The sequence below is a fragment of the Nonomuraea sp. NPDC026600 genome (assembly GCF_040638335.1).
Classification (GTDB): Bacteria; Actinomycetota; Actinomycetes; order Streptosporangiales; family Streptosporangiaceae; genus Nonomuraea.
Genome location: NZ_JBEZYD010000035.1, coordinates 54181 through 69322 on the forward strand (window position 1 = coordinate 54181; position 15142 = coordinate 69322).

At 72.2% G+C, this 15142-nt stretch carries 14 protein-coding genes; 9 read left to right on the forward strand and 5 right to left on the reverse strand.

Features of this window, described 5'->3' with window-relative positions; translation table 11 throughout:
• Positions 1-57 precede the first annotated feature (57 nt).
• The gene (locus AB0F17_RS49860; RefSeq protein WP_358038854.1) at positions 58-561 is read left to right on the forward strand and encodes a GNAT family N-acetyltransferase; all 504 of its coding nucleotides are present in this window, start codon (positions 58-60) and stop codon (positions 559-561) included.
• Complete coding sequence (gene pseI, locus AB0F17_RS49865) at positions 558-1601, forward strand: pseudaminic acid synthase (RefSeq protein WP_358038857.1); 1044 nt, start codon at positions 558-560, stop codon at positions 1599-1601. The genes AB0F17_RS49860 and pseI overlap by 4 nt, the downstream gene beginning before the upstream one ends.
• Positions 1602-1607: 6 nt before the next feature.
• Here pseI and AB0F17_RS49870 read toward each other — a convergent pair whose 3' ends face one another.
• Both AB0F17_RS49870 and AB0F17_RS49875 read right to left on the reverse strand, forming a co-directional pair.
• Entirely contained in the window at positions 1608-2654 is a 1047-nt protein-coding gene (locus AB0F17_RS49870) for a hypothetical protein (RefSeq protein ID WP_358038860.1), read from the reverse strand.
• Positions 2651-3379, reverse strand: a complete 729-nt coding sequence (locus AB0F17_RS49875) for a glycosyltransferase family protein (protein ID WP_358038863.1) — start codon at positions 3377-3379, stop codon at positions 2651-2653. The genes AB0F17_RS49870 and AB0F17_RS49875 overlap by 4 nt, the downstream gene beginning before the upstream one ends.
• Before the next feature lie 89 nt (positions 3380-3468).
• On the opposite strand from AB0F17_RS49875, the gene pseB reads away from it, so the two are divergent.
• Together pseB and AB0F17_RS49885 are read left to right on the forward strand one after the other, a co-directional pair.
• The gene (gene pseB, locus AB0F17_RS49880) at positions 3469-4452 is read left to right on the forward strand and encodes a UDP-N-acetylglucosamine 4,6-dehydratase (inverting) (protein WP_358038866.1); all 984 of its coding nucleotides are present in this window, start codon (positions 3469-3471) and stop codon (positions 4450-4452) included.
• Positions 4452-5576, forward strand: coding sequence for a DegT/DnrJ/EryC1/StrS family aminotransferase (locus AB0F17_RS49885; RefSeq protein ID WP_358038869.1), 1125 nt, complete (start codon positions 4452-4454; stop codon positions 5574-5576). Before pseB ends, AB0F17_RS49885 begins: the two co-directional genes overlap by 1 nt.
• 64 nt (positions 5577-5640) lie before the next feature.
• On the opposite strand, the gene AB0F17_RS49890 is transcribed toward AB0F17_RS49885, so the two are convergent.
• From AB0F17_RS49890 to AB0F17_RS49900, 3 genes are read right to left on the reverse strand one after another with little or no spacing between them, the layout of a single operon-like run.
• Positions 5641-7527 carry a glycosyltransferase family 2 protein gene (locus tag AB0F17_RS49890; protein WP_358038872.1) on the reverse strand — a complete coding sequence of 629 codons (1887 nt, stop codon included), beginning with the start codon at positions 7525-7527 and terminating at the stop codon, positions 5641-5643.
• 15 nt (positions 7528-7542) lie between these two features.
• A complete protein-coding gene (locus AB0F17_RS49895; protein WP_358038875.1) occupies positions 7543-9276 on the reverse strand; it encodes a hypothetical protein in 1734 nt (577 codons plus the stop codon).
• Positions 9273-9692, reverse strand: coding sequence for a hypothetical protein (locus tag AB0F17_RS49900; protein WP_358038878.1), 420 nt, complete (start codon positions 9690-9692; stop codon positions 9273-9275). Before AB0F17_RS49900 ends, AB0F17_RS49895 begins: the two co-directional genes overlap by 4 nt.
• A 576-nt stretch (positions 9693-10268) precedes the next feature.
• Between AB0F17_RS49900 and AB0F17_RS49905 the strand changes: the two genes are divergently transcribed.
• The 5 genes from AB0F17_RS49905 to AB0F17_RS49925 are packed head-to-tail and all read left to right on the forward strand — an operon-like array spanning position 10269 to position 15127.
• Positions 10269-10514 carry an acyl carrier protein gene (locus AB0F17_RS49905; protein WP_214633290.1) on the forward strand — a complete coding sequence of 82 codons (246 nt, stop codon included), beginning with the start codon at positions 10269-10271 and terminating at the stop codon, positions 10512-10514.
• Positions 10495-11247: an SDR family oxidoreductase gene (locus AB0F17_RS49910; RefSeq protein ID WP_358038882.1), complete on the forward strand. Its 753-nt coding sequence runs from the start codon at positions 10495-10497 to the stop codon at positions 11245-11247. The genes AB0F17_RS49905 and AB0F17_RS49910 overlap by 20 nt, the downstream gene beginning before the upstream one ends.
• 30 nt (positions 11248-11277) lie before the next feature.
• Positions 11278-12804 carry an AMP-binding protein gene (locus AB0F17_RS49915; protein WP_358038885.1) on the forward strand — a complete coding sequence of 509 codons (1527 nt, stop codon included), beginning with the start codon at positions 11278-11280 and terminating at the stop codon, positions 12802-12804.
• Positions 12801-13832, forward strand: a complete 1032-nt coding sequence (locus tag AB0F17_RS49920) for an acyl-protein synthetase (RefSeq protein WP_358038888.1) — start codon at positions 12801-12803, stop codon at positions 13830-13832. Before AB0F17_RS49915 ends, AB0F17_RS49920 begins: the two co-directional genes overlap by 4 nt.
• The gene (locus AB0F17_RS49925) at positions 13832-15127 is read left to right on the forward strand and encodes an acyl-CoA reductase (protein WP_358038891.1); all 1296 of its coding nucleotides are present in this window, start codon (positions 13832-13834) and stop codon (positions 15125-15127) included. The genes AB0F17_RS49920 and AB0F17_RS49925 overlap by 1 nt, the downstream gene beginning before the upstream one ends.
• Positions 15128-15142: the final 15 nt, after the last annotated feature.

Consider the following 15142-nt stretch of genomic DNA (forward strand, 5'->3'; position numbering starts at 1 on the left):
GCCGGATGAATCCGCTACGTTGTGCAGTCAGTCGAGCGCGCTGAGTAGGGAGACGCCGTGCTGAGAGCCGTACACGACCATGAGCTGCCCGCCATCCGCCGATGGCGCAACCACCCGAAGGTGCGGGCGGCCAGCTTCACCACCCACGTCATCGCCGAGGACGAGCACGCCCGGTGGTGGGCCTCGGTAAAGGACGACCCGGCCACCCGCGTGCTGATCTACGTGCACGACGGAACCGCCGCGGGGGTGGTGACGTTCTCCGGCCTCGACCCCGGCTCACGGAGCGGTGACTGGGGTTTCTACCTCGATCTGGCGGGGCTGGAGCGGTCGGGCGCGCTGCTGCCGGCCTGGATCGGGCTGGAGCGGTCGGCCATCGACCACGCGTTCGGCCCGCTGGCGCTGACCACGCTGAGCGGCCAGGTGCTCGCCGGCAACGAGGCGGCCAGGGGGCTGCACAGGCGCTTCGGCTTCGCCGAGGTCGCCGTCCACCAGCGCGACATCGACGGCGTCCCCCGGGATGTCGTGACCGTGCGACTCATGAGGAAGGACGACAACGCATGATCTCCATCGCCGGGCGCGCGATCGGGGCGCACCAGCCTCCCTTCGTCATCGCCGAGATGTCGGGCAACCACAACGGCCGCCTCGAACAGGCGCTCGCCATCGTCGACGCGGTGGCCGACAGCGGCGCCCACGCGCTGAAACTGCAGACCTACCGCCCCGACACGATCACCGTCGACGCCGACGGCCCTGCCTTTCGCCTGGGCGACGACCATGAGCTGTGGGGCGGCGAACGCCTCTACCAGCTCTACGAGCGGGCCCACACGCCGTGGGAGTGGCACGAGCCGATCTTCGCCAAGGCTCGCCGGCGGGGGCTCATCCCGTTCTCCTCGCCCTTCGACCCCACGGCCGTCGAGCTGCTGGAGAGCCTGGACACCCCGGCCTACAAGATCGCCTCCTCGGAGATCGTGGACCTCCCCCTGATCAGGCTCGCCGCCGCCACCGGGAAGCCGCTGATCCTGTCCACCGGCATGGCGTCGATCGGCGAGATCCACGCCGCCGTGGCCGCCGCCCGTGACGCGGGCTGCGCCCAGCTCGCCGTGCTGACCTGCACCGCGACCTACCCCGCCGCTCCCGCCGAGAGCAACCTGCGCTCGCTGCCGCTGCTCGCCGGGCTCACCGGCGCGGTCGTCGGCATCTCCGACCACACGCCCGGACTCGGCGCCGCGCTGGCGGCGGTCGCGCTCGGCGCGTGCCTGATCGAGAAGCACGTCACCGTGGACCGGGGCGACGGGGGTGTCGACTCGGCGTTCTCGCTGGAGCCCACCGAGCTCGCGGCGCTCGTGGTGGAGAGCGAGCGGGCCTGGCAGTCGCTGGGCAGCGCGGTCATCGGGCCGCGGGCCTCCGAGAGCGAGGGGCTGCGGTTCCGGCGGTCGCTGTACGTCGTACGGGATGTGCGGGCGGGCGAGCCGGTGACGGAGCAGAACGTCCGCTCCATCCGGCCGGCCGGCGGGCTGCCTCCGGCGGCGGCGGCGCAGGTGATGGGCCGCCGCTTCGCCAGGGACGCCACGGTCGGCACGCCGCTGACCTGGGACCTGGTCTAACCTGCTTCACAGGAGGGCAAGGAGCGCGTCGGCGACGCGTTCCCTGCCCCGGCCGTCGATCAGCTTGGCGCCGCGTCTGCCGTACTCGTCGCGGACCGCGGGGTCGGCGAGCAGGCGGGTGAGGACGCCGACGGCCGCCGCGTCCGGAGCCGGTCCCAGCCCCGCCGCGATGCCGCCGCCGACCAGCGCCTCGTAGCCGATCAACTGGTTGTCGGCCACCCAGCTCAGCGCGGCCGGCACACCCAGGTGGAGCAGTTCCCAGACGACCGAGCCCGCCGCGGTGACCACCAGGTTGGCCTCGGCCATCAGGCCGGGCAGCCGGTCCGTCGGCGGGATGACCGTGACGGGCCCGTCCACGTCGAACGGCACCGGGCTGACCACGGTCGCCCGGAACGGCAGCCCGGTGGCGCACAGCGCCCCGGCCCAGACCGGCGCCACACCGGCGCTGTCGGTGCCGCCGAAGAAGCACAGCACCAGCGGCCCCTCCGACCGGGCCGGGCGGCGGCGGGCGGTCCCCCGCATCAGCAGGACGCTGTCCCGCAGCAACGCATAACGCGCCCCGGCCAGCCGCCCACCCTGCGGACCGACCAGCCGGGCGCCCCCGGGACCGGCGGACCTCTCGCCCCCGGGACCGGCCTCGGTTTCTCGGGGCGGTTGGAAAGGGCGCAGCTCGGCGCCGAGGTTCTGGTCGAGGTAGAGGTCCGCGTCCTGGCCCAGCGGGTCGCCGTCGATGATCGCCAGCACGGCCGTGCCCGCCGCCCGCAGCGCCGCCCCCGTGCCGGCGGCCAGCACGTACGAGTCCAGCACCACCGCGTCCAGCCCGAACACCCGCACCAGCTCGACCAGCGCCTCCGGCTCGGCAGGCGCGGCGCACAGCGGGAACCCGCGCTGCCGCAACTGCGACCCCGCCCACTCGGACCCCGCCACCTCCCCCAGGAACAGCACCTCGGCCCCCCGCCCGCACAGCTCCTCGGCCAGCGCCACGCAGCGCATCAGATGACCGACCCCGCTCGCCACGCCCGCGTCGCAACGGAACCCCACCCGGTGCGTCACGCCTCCTGCAACTCCTTCTGCGCCACGTGCGCGTTGAGCTCGCACACCTCGGGCCGCTCCCGCAGCCAGCCGACCAGCGACCGGACCGGCACGCACCCGTCGCCCAGCTCCGCGACGACGCGCGAGATGAGCCGCCAGTCGTCCTCCGTGTCGAGCGTAACCCGCAGGTCGGCCGCCGTCGGCGCGTAGGCGAGGCCGAGCAGCCGCGACTCGCCCGGATGCGAGTAGATGTAGGACGTGACGTGCGTACGGTGATGCGCGGTCGCCTCCCGATCGGCCCGTTTCAGCGCGGCCAGCCCCGCGATCTCCACGTCGAGCCCGCGCGGCAGCGTGCGCGCCAGGCTCGTGCTCAGGTAGTCGAGGCCGGGCACCGCGCGGAAGACCAGCGCGGCCTCGCGGATCACCACCGGATCGAGCAGCGGGCAGTCAGCCGTGAACCGCATGACGGCGTCGCCCGGGTGACCCCGCAGCACCTGCGTGAACCGGGTGAGCACGTCGTCGACCGGCCCCCGGTGCCAGAACACGCCGAGCCTGCGGCACTCCGCCACCACCAGGTCGTCGGCCGCCTCCGTGGTGGTCGCCACCACCAGGTCGTCGACCGCGGCCGCCTCGCGTACCGCACGGACCACCCAGCCCAGCACGGAGCGGCCGCCGAGCTCGCGCAGGACCTTGCCCGGCAGACGCGTCGAGCCCATGCGCGCCTGAACGATTCCGACAATCCTCACCCGAAGCCCCATTCCCCTATGTGACCGTGTGTGATGTAACGATCGCGCTATGCTACCGGGCAGCTCGGATGTCTACGGCGGGGGGCCGCGTGAGCATTCTCAGTGGATCGTCGATTCTGATCACCGGAGGCACGGGGTCCTTCGGCAAGGCTTTCGTCCGCCACGCGCTGGACCACCTCGGCGTGCGCCGCCTGGTGATCTTCTCGCGCGACGAGCTCAAGCAGTACGAGGCGCGTCACCTGTTCGGCGACGACCCGCGGCTGCGCTGGTTCATCGGCGACGTGCGCGACCGGGACCGCCTGACCAGGGCCATGCACCGCATCGACTACGTGGTGCACGCGGCGGCGCTGAAGCAGGTCGACACGGCCGAGTACAACCCGTTCGAGTACGTCGTGACCAACGTCTCCGGCTCCCAGAACGTGGTGGAGGCCGCCATCGACTGCGGCGTGCGCAAGGTCGTCGCGCTCTCCACCGACAAGGCGTCCAGCCCGATCAACCTGTACGGCGCGACGAAGCTGGTCGCCGACAAGCTGTTCGTCTCGGCCAACCACTACGCCGCCAGCCACGTGACCCGCTTCGCCGTGGTGCGCTACGGCAACGTGGTGGGCAGCAGGGGTTCGGTGGTGCCGTTCTTCCTGCGGCTGGCCGAGGAGGGCGGCAGCGTGCCGATCACCGACAAGCGGATGACCCGCTTCTGGATCACGCTCGACCAGGCCGTCCGGTTCGTGGTCGACTCCTTCGACCTGATGCAGGGCGGCGAGCTGTACGTGCCGCGCATCCCCAGCATGCGCCTGCCCGACCTGGCCCAGGCGCTGGCGCCGCAGTGCCCGGTCTACGAGATCGGCGTCCGGCCCGGCGAGAAGCTGCACGAGGAGATGATCGGCCCCGACGACGGCCGCAGGACCCTGCGCCTGAGTGACCGCTACATCGTGCAGCCGACGATCGCCACCTGGGGCTACGTGCCCCCACAGGGCGGCGAGCTGCTGCCGGAGGGCTTCGCCTACCGCTCCGACACCAACGACCTCTGGCTGTCGGTCGACGACCTGCGGGCCATGGCCGCGGTCGGCGTCTGATGCTGCCCTACGGACGGCAGTCGATCGCCGACGCCGATGTCGAGGCCGTCACCGAGGTGCTGCGCGGCGAGTGGCTGACGACCGGGCCCACGGTCGGCTCGTTCGAGGCCGAGCTGTCCCGCTGGACGGGCGGCGTGCCGTGCCTGGCGGTCACCTCGGGCACGGCGGCCCTGCACGTCGCGTACGTGGCGGCCGGGGTCGGGCCGGGTGACGAGGTGATCACCTCACCGCTGACGTTCGTGGCGACGGCCGCCACCGCCGCCATGCGCGGTGCCCGGGTGGTCTTCGCCGACGTGCAGCCCGACACGGGCAACCTCGATCCCGCGTCGGTCGAGTCGCTGGCGGGCGACGGCACCAAGGCGATCACCGCGGTCGACTACGCGGGCCATCCCGCCGACTACGACGAGCTGCGCGTGATCGCCGACCGGACCGGCGCCCTGCTGATCGGCGACGCCGCCCACTCCATCGGCTCGTTCTACAAGGACCGGCCGGTCGGGGAGCCGGCCGACCTCACCACGTTCTCGTTCTTCCCGACCAAGACCGTGACCACCGCCGAGGGCGGCGCCGTCGCCGTACACGACCGCGACCGCTACGCCCGCGCCGCCCGGTTCCGCAACCACGGACTGGTCCGCGACCCGGCCGAGCAGCGCGACCCCGGCCACGGCGGCTGGCACCAGGAGGTCCACGACTTCGGCCTCAACTACCGGCTGCCCGACGTGCTCTGCGCGCTCGGCATCAGCCAGTTGCGGCGGCTCGAACACTTCCGCGCGCGGCGAGCCGACCTGGTCGCCCGCTACAACACGCTGCTCGGCGACCTGCCGGGGCTGACGCTTCCCGCCCGGCGCCCCTACACCTCCCCGAGCTGGCACCTCTATCCGGTCAGGATCCGCGACGGGCGCCGGCGGGAGGTGTACGACCGCATGCGGGCCGAGGGGATCGGGGTGCAGGTCAACTACCTCCCGGCCTACTGGCATCCGGTCTTCGCGGACCTCGGCTACCGGCGCGGGATCTGCCCCGAGGCCGAGGCCTATTACGCCGAGCAGCTCTCTCTGCCGCTCTTCCCCGACCTCACCGACCACCAGCAGGACGAGGTCGTCGACCGGCTGCGCGCCATCCTGGAGTGATCCGCGGCTCGCCTCCTCGCCGGCTCGCCGGCTTGCCTCCTCATCGGCTCGCCGGCTTGTCGGCTCAGCGTTCGGCGAGCATGAGGTTGCCGTCGTCGCCCCGGTCGACCAGGAAGCGCCGCTCGGCGACGGTCACGATCGGCCGTGCCTGGGTACGCACCAGCGGCCGGATCATCCGGCCCTGGTCGATGACGAAGTCCCAGCGCGACTCGTGGCCGACGACCTCGTCGATGTCCACCAGCGGCACCCTGGCCCGGAAGTCGTGCCCGGCCAGCGTGACGGGGAAGTACATCTCCTCGCCGTCACTTCTGCGCACCAGTCGCAGCACCGGGTCGCCGTCGCCCGGGTCGGCGAGCCGGCCGGAGAAGACCAGGTCGTCGCCGTCGACCCGGCACTCGCCGATCAGCGCCTGGGCCTGGCGCAGCCGCAGCCCCCAGGCCCCGCCACCGCCGCGTACCGGCACCATCCACACCCCCGCCAGGCGCCTCGGCGCGGGCACCAGTGGCGGCAGCCAGCGCGGTCCCGCGACCTTCGCCTCCAGCGTCAGCCGGTGAGCGCGCAGCCGCGCCTTCAGGTTCCAGTGCCCCCGGCGGGCGAGCCGCGGGCCCGTCAGAGCCGCCGGGTCGAACGCGAACTCGAAGGAGAAGCCGTGCTCGGGCACCGCACCGCCGCCTTCCTGCTCGACGTTCGCCCAGGTCGACGAGACGCGCTGGTCGGACAGCGGGATGACGTCGCCGGTCCTGCGCTCCTCCAGCCACGCCTGCACGCTCGCCTTGCGCAGGTCCGACGCGTCGAACCGGTCCACGCTCACGCGGCCCGTACCTCTGAGCCGGCCGTCGTGCCACTCCAGCTCCAGCAGGCGGGCCGACAGGCCGAGCTCGGCCGACACCTCCGACAGCTGCCGTGGCATGGCCGGGTGCCGGCCGTGCCAGCGCTTGCGCAGCAGTCCCGCGGGGCTGATGCGCGGCTGCAGGAGGCCCTCGCGGTCCTGCTCGAAGACGCGCGCCAGCTCGTCCAGGCGGCGCCCGTGGAGCAGGTGCGCCTGGAGCCGCTGCGCGAACGGGATGCTCTGCCAGGCCTCCGGCGCGACGCCGTCGAGATAGCGGACGATCAGGTCGACCAGGTCGGGGGCCGCCGCGGCGCCCATCCCGGCCATGGCCGCCACCGCCACGGTCATGTCGATGTCGAGCGTGTCGCGGTCGAAGTGCGGTCTGAGCGCGGGCGCGCGGTTGTCCAGCAGTGCGGCCGTCTCCAGCACCGACAGCAGGCGGTCACGCAGGTTGGCCGGCTCCAGGCAGCGCTGGGTGATCGAGGAGCCCTCCTCGTCGCGCTGCCGCCAGTGATAGACGATGCCCTTGATCACGTCCACCGACGAGGCGCCGACGTGCGCGGCCATGGCGACCGGCTGGTCCTCGTACATGCGCTCGGGGAAGGTCAGGCCGAGGGTCTCCCAGAAGTCGCGCCGGTAGACCTTGTTCCACAGCATGCGGTCGCGGATCAGCAGCGGGTGGCGGGTGATGTGGGTGCGCTTGAGCGGCTCGGCGAACGCCCGCTTGTGCGCCCACGAGGGTACGAGCAGGTTGCGGTAGAGCCGCATGACGTTGCCGCAGGCCAGATCGGAGCCGGTGGCCTCCAGGGAGGAGACCAGCCGCTGGAACGCGCGGGGCGGCACCATGTCGTCGCCGTCGACGAAGGCGAGGTAGCGGCCCGTCGCCCGTCGTACGCCGATGTTGCGGGCCCGCCCGACCCCCTGGTTGGCCTGCCGGACGAGGCTGATCCGCTCGTCGGTCGCCATCCGGGCCTCGACCACGGCGGCGCCGGTGTCGGTGCTGCCGTCGTCCACGCAGATCATCTCAAGGTCCTGGAGCTTCTGCGCGGCCAGCGAATCCAGGCAGGAACCGATGTACTTCTCGACGTTGTAGAACGGGACGATCACCGAAAGAACCGGCACAGGAACTCCTCTTCGTCAGCCGGACAGGAGGCGCAGGACCCTGCGGGCGACCTTGCGCGGGCGAGCCAGGCGGCGTGAGAGCCGGTAGCCGAGCGTCCTGCGGTAGGCGGCTGACTTCCGCTGGCTCTTTCTCAGCCGGCCCCTGGCCCGCAGCAGCTCGCGTTCGCGGTAGGTGAGCTTGGTCTCCAGACGGGACACCCTGGCCAGCGCGGCGGTCAGCTGGTCCGTCAGCCGGTCCCGCGCGCCGAGCAGGTCACGGTACGTCGGGGCGGCCTCGCTCAGCTCGGCCGGCTGCCCCAGCTCGGCGTCGAGCTTGCGGGCCAGGTCGAGATCGGCCTGGTCACACGGCCGGCCCGCCATGCCGCAGAGCGTCAGCGCCAGTTGCTCGGCCTGCCGCGGCCACGGCCACGGATGGTGGTGACCGGCGGCCAGCAGGCGGACCGCGAACCGCCACAACACCCGGCACAGCACCACGCGGTCGGCGGGCCGGTCGGGCTGCACCGGCACGGGGTGGATGGCGGCGAACCTCTCGCCGTCCCAGACCAGGTTGTCGGCCGCGGCGTCGCCGCCCGTCTCGACCCAGCCGCCGAGCTCGGCGAGCAGGTCGCGGACGGCCCGCACGTCCTCACGGGCGCACGCCTCGACCAGGACCTCCTCCACGACCCGGCCACCGGGGATGGCCCGCTCCACGCCGTCGGGCAACTGGCGGGTGGTGCTCCGAGTGACCTCGTGTACGGCGTGCCCCTCCTCGACGAGTCCGAGCGGCAGACTCACCGCAACGGACGCGGCCGGAGCGCTGCACGCAGCCGCGGCGCTGGACGCGGCCGGGGCGGTGGACGCAATCGGAGGTCTGGTCGCGGTCGTCACCCAAACCGGGGCGAGTTGCTCGCCGAGGCCGTGCCTGAACACCAGGCGGGTCAGCCGCAGCGGGTCGGCTACCAGCATCCTGTCGCCGCCACGGGCGCTCAGCGGAACCGTGAGCGCGTCGGGCAGGTCGCGCCCGAGCAGTTCGCGGGCCAGCAGCGCGCGCGGCGCCGCACGTCCCGGGTAGGCGGCGTAACACCTCTCGGGGACCAGTCCGGCCGCCGCCAGCTCATCGTCGAGGGCGCCGGACCCGTCGGGATAGCCCTGGTCGAAGCCGTGCGGCTCCCAGTGATCGTCGGCTCCCGCCCTGTCGGCGGGCCTGGCCTCGACGAACCGGTCAATCCCCAGGTCATTGCTGACACTCAGGACGAACCGCCCGCCCGGCGCGACGCGCGCGGCGAGCAGGCCCAGCGACTCACGCCAGGGCGGCGCGACCTCCTCGGCCGAGTGCGTACGCCGCAGCCCGTCGAGCGCCAGGACCAGGTCGTACGTCTCCTCCGTGGGCAACGCCGACAGGCGTCCGCAGTGCACCGCCATCCCGGGATGGCGCTCGGCGAGGGCGCACGCGTCGGGATAGGAGCGCAGCAGCACGGCCACCGACGAGGACCGTGCCACCACCTCGTCCACCAGGCCGCGCGGATGCGGCCCGACCAGCAGCACCCTGGCCCACTCGTCGCGTCTGGATCGCTCCTCGGCTCTGGCCCATTCGTGGCACCTGGTCCCCTCTTCGGCCCAGGCCGCCTTGTCGGTTTCGACGGGGAGCAGGCGCCTGACCAGTTCGAGGGCCACGCCTCGCCAGTCCGTGACGCCGGACGTATGGGATGAGTCTGACCACAGCAGCATCTCGCCGCCGATCAGCCGAATGTTCTCGGGTGCCTCGTTCATGCGCATCGCGCCCGCTTCCAGCCGAACATTCGCCGTAGCTCCTCCGGTGTCGCCTGATACTCGAATCCCAGCTCCTGCCGCGTCGCCTCCCTGGCCGCCTCGGGATCGACCTGTTCGCCGTGCAACTCGGGCCAGAGCCGCATCCGGCGGGCGGTGCCGCCGTACTCGGGCCGCTCGTCCTCGAACTGCATCGGGTCCCCGTAGACGGCGACCTCGCAGCCCACGGAGGCGCCGTAGAACAGCGCGCTGCCGAGCCGGTTGGAGGCCACCCGACGATGCCGCCGCAGCGCGGCGAGCTGGCCGGGCAGGAAGTCCCGCCCCTTACCGTCCCACCGCGAACCACGCTCGCCATGGCAGATGACCCGGAAACCCGCCGACCGATAAGCACGCCGGATGTCCGGATTAGCGAATTCCAACCAGTAAAGACAGATTGTCACAGGCCCTGTCTCCACTTCGGCGATTTCGGCGGCGAGTCGGGCATGGTCCCCCATGACCGAATGCTTTTCCCAGCCGTGGAAGGGGTACCAGATCGTACCCTCCCTTTCGGGAACGACGGCCGTTCGTGGCTCCATATCAAGCAGGTAGATCCACGGCGCGCCGATGACATAGTGACCTCGGCGGCCCATCGACCAGCCACGCCGTCTGAGCACGTCGGACCAGACGAAACGGGGGTAGCCGGGGCTGCACCAGTGGTCGTTGGGCGGGAATCCGTGGAGGTAGTTCCAGCCGTGCTGCAAGAAACCCTGTATTCGCCGGGGAGTGTCTTCCGCCACTTCACAGTATCGGCCGAGTATGCGGGAGTGCCCGTACCAGTGATTGGATTCGTCCATCATTCCCCCCGTAGCGGTTGACGCGCCATGCGACATTCCCAGCCCGGCACAGCGGGCACTCGCCGTTATACGGTTCCATTACTCACGACGGGGGCTTGGTTTCTGTTGACGGACGATCATGGCTACACTGAGTCGTTGTTCGGCGACAGAAAGTGAGCAGACATGAGCCAGCTCGACCGCCTGCGCGGCGTCTTCCGCGCCTCGCTGAGCCTGCCGGCCGACACGGACGTCGACGGGCTCCACTACCGCGCGATCCCGCAGTGGGACTCGCTGGCCCACATGGCCCTCGTCGCCGCGATGGAGGACGAGTTCGCCATCATGATCGACACGGACGAGATGATCGACATGAGCTCATTCGCCAAGGCCGCCGAGCTGCTGGAGAAGCACGGTGCCGACGCCGTCACCTGACCGCCGCGTCGCGCTCGTCACCGGCTCCACGCTGGGCATCGGCCGGGCCGTCGCCGTCCGGCTGGCCCGGACCGGCCACGAGGTCGTCGTCCATGGGCGCGACCGGGAGCGGGCCGCCAAGGCGGCGGCCGGTGTGGCCGCCGAGACCGGCGGCCACACCGACACGGTCCACGGCGACGTGGCCGACCCCGCCGCGGTGTCCGCCATGATGCGGGAGGTCCACCGGCGCCACGGGCGGCTCGACGCCCTGGTGATCAACGCGGGCGGGCACGCGGCCGGCCTGCTCGGCATGATGCACAGCGATGTGGTGAGTCGCCTCTTCCACGTCAACGCGCTGGGCGCCACCCACACCCTGCAGGCCGCGGTCAAGCTGCTGCGCAGGGGCACCGACCCGGCCGTGGTCCTGGTCTCCTCGGTCATGGGCCGCAAGGGAGCGCCCGGCCAGGCCGTCTACTCCGCCACCAAGGCCGCCGTGCTCGGCCTCACCCTGGCCGCCGCCAAGGAGCTGGGGCCCCAGGGCATCCGGGTCAACGCGGTGGCACCCGGTTACATCCAGACCGACATGCTCTCCACGCTCGACGACCGGGCCCGCGCCGAAACCATCGCCGCGACTCCGCTCGGCCGCCTGGGCACCGCCGGCGACGTGGCCGCCGCGGCCGCCTTCCTGCTCTCCGCCGACGCCTGCTTCATCACCGGCCAGGTCATCGGGGTGGACGGCGGACTGGTGCTGTAAGCCTCCGACACGATGGACGGGCGGTCTTTCATGAACGCTTCTCTACACCCCGCCGACGGTTCCCCACCGCACACCAACGGCGGGACCGTGGGCGACGGGCGAGCTTCCACAACCCCTTCCCCGCACCCCGGCGCGCCTCACACCGTGGGCGACGGGCGGCCGCTGTCCGATTCGCCACGCCCCGGCGCGCCTCACCTCGCGGACGCCGCTGACGACGGGGCTGGGGGCTCTGTGCGGCAAGAGGTGCTGTGCTTTCCGCACCCGGACGCGCGGATAGTCGTCGCCGGGGAGCCGGGCGTGCTCACCGGCGACGACCTGACCGCCCGGATCGGGAGCACCATGCAGGCCCTGGCCGCCCTGCCACCCGGCCCGGTGTTCTGCGGCATGCGCATCGATCCGCAGTCCGTGCTGCGTTACCTCGCGGCGTTGCGGGCGGGCCGGCCCATCGCGCTGCTGGACCCCGACCTGCCGCCCGGCACGCTGGCCGAGCTGGCCACCAGGTTCAAGCCCGCCGCCCTGCTCGGGTTCACGCGGGCCGCCGACGGTCTGCGGCGCGCCCGGGGCGGCACCCCCGAGCACCACCCGGACCTGGCCGTCCTGCTCGCCACCTCGGGTTCCACCGGCAACCCCAAGCTCGTCCGACTGTCACGGTCCGCCGTGCTGGCCAACGCCCGAGCCATCGCCGCCGCCCTGGCCATCGGCCCCGGCGAGACCGCGCCGACCAGCCTCCCGCTCTACTACAGCTACGGCCTGTCGGTGCTCAACAGCCACCTCGCCGCGGGCGCCACCGTGGTGCTGACCGACGCGGGCCTGCTCGAACGCTCCTTCTGGACCATGCTCGACGAGCACCGGTGCACCTCACTCGCCGCGGTCCCCTACCAGTACGAGATGCTGCGCAAACTCCGCTTCGACCCGGCCGAACACCCCGCGCTCACCACCCTCACCCAGGCGGGCGGGCGGCTGCGCCCCGAGCTGATCACCGAGTTCGCCGCCAAGGCCCGGCGATTCTTCGTCATGTACGGCCAGACGGAGGCGACCGCCCGCATCGCCGTGCTCCCCCACGACCATCTGGACACCAAACCGGGCTCCGCCGGTCTGGCGGTCCCCGGCGGCCGCCTGACCATTGACGACGGCCAGGTCGTCTACCACGGCCCCAACGTGATGATGGGCTACGCCGAAACAGCCGACGACCTGGCCAGAGGCGACGACCTGGGCGGCGTGCTGCCCACGGGCGACCTCGGCCACCTCGACGACGAGGGCTTCCTCTACATCACCGGCCGGATGAAGCGCATCGCCAAGGTCTTCGGCGTGCGCGTGAACCTCGACGACATCGAACACCTGCTCCGCGACCGCGGCCCCATCGCGGCCACGAGCGGCGACGACCGCATCACCGTCTGGGCCGAGGGCCTCGACAACGACGGCTGCACCACGCTCGCCCGGCGGCTGGGGTCCGAGCTGCGGCTCCACTGGAGCGGGTTCGACGTACGCGGCGTCGACCGGCTGCCACTGCTTGGCACGGGAAAGATCGACTACACCGCGCTGGAGGCCCGTACATGAGTGTCTTCACCTTGGCCCAGGGCGCGAAGGAGGCGGTGCTGCTGCCTGAGCTGGTCGCGCTGACCGCACGGCATCGGCGGGCGTGCCTGCCGTACCGGAGGATTCTCGACGCGATCGGGGCGGTGGGGCCGTACGCGCGGGTGGCGGATCTGCCGTGGTTGCCGGTGCGGCTGTTCAAGACGCACGAGTTGCGCAGTGTGCCGGAGAGTGCGGTGTTCAGGGTGCTCACCTCCAGCGGGACGACCGGGCAGCGGCCCAGCCGCGTCTACCTCGACCGCGAGGCGGCGGCCGCGCAGCCGCGCATGCTGGCGGCGACGCTCCGGGCGGTGCTGGGCGGGCGGCGGCTGCCGATGCTGATCGTCGACAGCCGGTCGGTGGTACGCGATCCCACGCTGAGCGCTCGCGGCGCGGGCGTGCTCGGCATGATGAACTTCGGCAGGGATCACACGTTCGTCCTCGACGAGGATGGCGGGCTGGATGCCGAGGCGGCCAGGGGCTTCCTCGCGCGGCATGGTGGTGCGCCCTATCTGATCTTCGGGTTCACGTTCATGGTGTGGTCGCACCTGCGTGAGCTGGGGCTTGATCTGTCGCAGGGGGTGCTGATCCACTCCGGGGGCTGGAAGCGGCTGGCCGAGCAGGCCGTCGACAACGCCACGTTCCGCGGGCGGCTGGGCGAGGAGTGCGCGCTGCGGCGGATCCACGACTTCTACGGGATGGTCGAGCAGATCGGCACCGTGTTCCTGGAGGGGCCGGATGGGGGCGGGCTTTACTGCCCCGATTTCGCCGATGTCGTGATCCGTGACCCGGAGACGTGGCAGGAGGCGCCTGTCGGCGTGCCGGGGCTGATCGAGGTGGTCAGCACGCTGCCCACGTCCTATCCGGGACACGTCCTTCTGACGGAGGACCTCGGCGTGGTGCACGGGGTCGACGACGGGGTGTGGCCGGGCAAGCGGTTCTCGGTGCTCGGGCGGCTGCCGAAAGCAGAGGCACGCGGCTGCAGCGACACGGCGGCACGGACGGCGGCGTGATGGACGAGCGACCGGCCGAGCCCCTCGACGCCACGCCCGGTGCTGCGCCGGTCGAGCGACCTGGCCTGGCCGCCGAGGCCGCGCGGGTCGCGGTTCGGTTTCCCGAGGGGCCGGATGTGTCCGTTGGGACGCTGGTCGGGCAGGTGTGCGAGGGTGAGCCGCTCGCGGTGGGTGATGAGCGGATTCGCGGGTTTCTCGTCGGGTTCGGGAGGCGGCTGCTGAGTCCCGAGCCGGCACGGCGCCACCCGGAGCTGGCGTCGCTCGGCTTCTTCCTGCGACCCAGCGAGCTCGCGCGGATTCTGGACGGGCCGCGAGGCGATCACCTGCGGGCGCCGCGTGGCCTCGTGTTCCACGTCCCGCCCGCGAACGTCGACACCGTCTTCGTCTACTCCTGGGCGCTGTCGGCGCTGATGGGGAACCGCAACGTGGTCCGCCTGTCGCCCCGCGCGGGCGCCGTGGCCGCGACGATCACGCGGACGCTTCAGGAGTCGCTGGCCGACGCCGATCCGGTGGTGGCCGCCACCCAGCGCATCGTCACGTACGACCGTTCCGACGCCGTCACCGCGGCCCTGTCGGCGGCCTGCGATCTGCGGGTCATCTGGGGCGGCGACGCCACGGTCGACGAGATCCGCCGCCATCCGCTCGCCCCGCACGCGCGTGACCTGACCTTTCCCGATCGGACCTCGTTCGCGGTGCTGCGGGCGTCGGCCTGGCTGTCGGCGTCGGTCGCCACCCGGGGCGCGGTCGCCGACGGGTTCGCCAACGACGCCTACTGGTTCGACCAGGCGGCGTGCTCGTCCCCGCGCACCGTCTACTGGGTCGGCTCGCCCGCCGACTGCGACGCGGCGCGCGACGGCTTCACCGTCTGCCTGGCGCGGGCGGTGGCTCAGCGTGGGTGGTCCGTGGACGCCGCGATGGCCATCGAGAAGCGCGTGGCCACGTACGGGCTGGCCGCCGACGGCCAGGCCAGTGCCATCGACTTCCACGGCAACGCGCTGGCCAGTGTCACGCTGGCCGGCCCAGAGGCGGCGCCGCGGCGGTGGCTGGGCACGGGGACGTTCGCGCATGCCCGGATCGAGGGGCTCGGGGAGTTGGCCCGGCTGGTGGAGCGTCGGGATCAGACGATGACGCACTTCGGGTTCGTCCCGGCCGAGCTGGAGTTGCTGGCGGGGGCGCTGAGCGGGCGGGGGGTCGATCGGATGGTGCCGATCGGGAGCGCGCTCAGCTTTCACCGGGTTTGGGATGGGGTGGAGCTGACCACGGAGTTCACCCGCCTGGTGACGGTTATCGCATGACGAGCACGGACCGCC